Annotated in this window: 2 protein-coding genes; both read left to right on the top strand. The window is 57.6% G+C overall.

Annotation, left to right across the window (positions count from 1 at the left end; translation table 11 throughout):
• The first annotated feature begins 132 nt into the window (after positions 1-132).
• Positions 133-1,023, top strand: a complete 891-nt coding sequence (locus DXB53_RS09770; protein WP_233503863.1) for a DMT family transporter — start codon at positions 133-135, stop codon at positions 1,021-1,023.
• Between the two features lie 225 nt (positions 1,024-1,248).
• On the top strand, positions 1,249-1,859 hold a 611-nt coding region (locus DXB53_RS09765; protein ID WP_147330909.1), incomplete at its 3' end, for a PTS sugar transporter subunit IIC.

The following is a 1,859-nucleotide window of genomic DNA, read 5'->3' as shown; positions in this document are numbered from 1 at the left end:
TGGCCGTGGGCATCGTCGGCGCGTTCTTCGGCGTGCTGGCGTAAGGGCCCGGCCTATTATCTGCCCCCAAGGGAAACGGCGACCCATTGCGGTCGCCGTTTTTTATTACCGAAAGCTAGCTGGAGGTGCTTCGTGATTCGATCTGACAATCCACCCGATAATGGCGTGAGCGGGGCGATGTATCTATTTGGCACGGCGCTCTTGTGGAGTTTTATCGGCATCCTCGTTCGCGCCAATTCGCAGTCAGCTCTTTTGATCGGTGCCGTCACGGCAATATTTATGGCGCTCTTTATCCTGCTCGTCGGCAGACCCGTCCTTTGCGTCAGCCGTCTTATTGTCCTTGTGGCCGTCTGCAACTTCGTGACGGGCACCACGTTTAACTTTGCCAACCAGCTCACGACGGTCGGCAACGCGATCGTTCTGCAGTACACCTCGATGATTTTCGTTATCGTGTATCAATCGCTCGCAACTCGCACGTTGCCCTCGCCTGCGAAGATTGCCTCCGTGGTGGTTGCTTTTACGGGTATGGGACTTTTCTTTTTAGGTGATTTGAGCGCCGAGGGCATGCTCGGAAATCTGCTTGCCGTCATTTCGGGCGCCACCTTTGGGCTGTGTTTCTTTTTAAACTCTCGCCCCGATGCGTCGCCCATGGTGTCCTCGCTCATCTCCTGCGGCATCTCGATACTTCCGATCGTCTATTTTGCCGGCGACCTAGGCTCCGTGAAACCCTTTGAGTGGGGGCTTATGCTGGTGCATGGCCTTTTTTGCAGCGGCCTTGCGAGTGTGCTGTATGCCAAGGGGATTGCGCGCACCAACGCGTTTGCGGCCAACTTGGTTTGCATGAGTGAGGTCGTGCTCGCTCCCTGCTGGTCGGCGCTCCTCTTTGGCGAGGTCTTTCGCTGGAACGAGTTTTTGGGCGCAGCGATGATCGTTTTGGTGATTGTGGCCAACTTGGCATCCGATGCTTTTGGCGACGGCTTTCTGGTGGCGCTTGTCCGCCATCGAAACAAAGAGCGTGCCTAATGGGATGCGCCTGCCGTTTACGGTAAAAAACACCCCGCTGAGCGACTGGTATTAAATAAGGTGAACCTGCATACCTATAATTGGTATCAAATCATTTGTGCCTGGCATGGGTGTTAGCAGCACACCAGGTACGCTTCGAGCCGTGGAATCGAACTCCCGGAATTGATATCAACAACGCGCGCGACGGGAGTGACGACGGTTCGAGATTCCTTATTGGGAGGAATTATGCTTGTCCAAGCAATCCTCGTCGGCTTAGTCGGAGCGTTTGGATGCCTCGACTACCAGCTCGGCACCCTCTACGCGTTCCGCCCCATCGTCCTGTGCCCGCTCGTGGGCCTGGTGCTGGGGGACCTGCAGACTGGCCTTGCCGTTGGCGCCAGCCTGGAGTTGCTGTTCATGGGCTCGATCTCCATCGGCGCCTACGTGCCGCCTAACGAAACCGTCGGCGGCGTGCTCGCCTGCGCGTTTGCCATTCAGCTCGGTCAGGGTACCGAGACGGCCATCGCGCTCGCCATGCCCATCGCCGTCCTTGCGCTGACGATCGGCAACATTACCAATGCCTTGTTCCCTGTGTTTGTCGATATGGCAGACAAGTTCGCCCTCAAGGGAAACCTCAAAGGCATCTACGCCGTTCATTGGGGAATTGGAATCTGGGGCTGCGTCGAGTACTTCCTGCTGTGCGGCGGCGCCTTCTATTTGGGTTCCGACGCCATCCAGGGCCTGCTCGACTTCATCCCGCCCTTCATCATCGACGGTTGCGGCGTTGCCGCCAACATCCTGCCGGCCATGGGCTTCGCCATGCTCGGCCGCCTGGTGCTCACCAAGCAGCTCGTGCC

This window comes from Collinsella sp. OM04-5 (assembly GCF_003439125.1).
In the GTDB taxonomy this organism is placed as follows: Bacteria; Actinomycetota; Coriobacteriia; order Coriobacteriales; family Coriobacteriaceae; genus Collinsella.
This window is presented reverse-complemented; position numbering and strand designations above follow the sequence as displayed.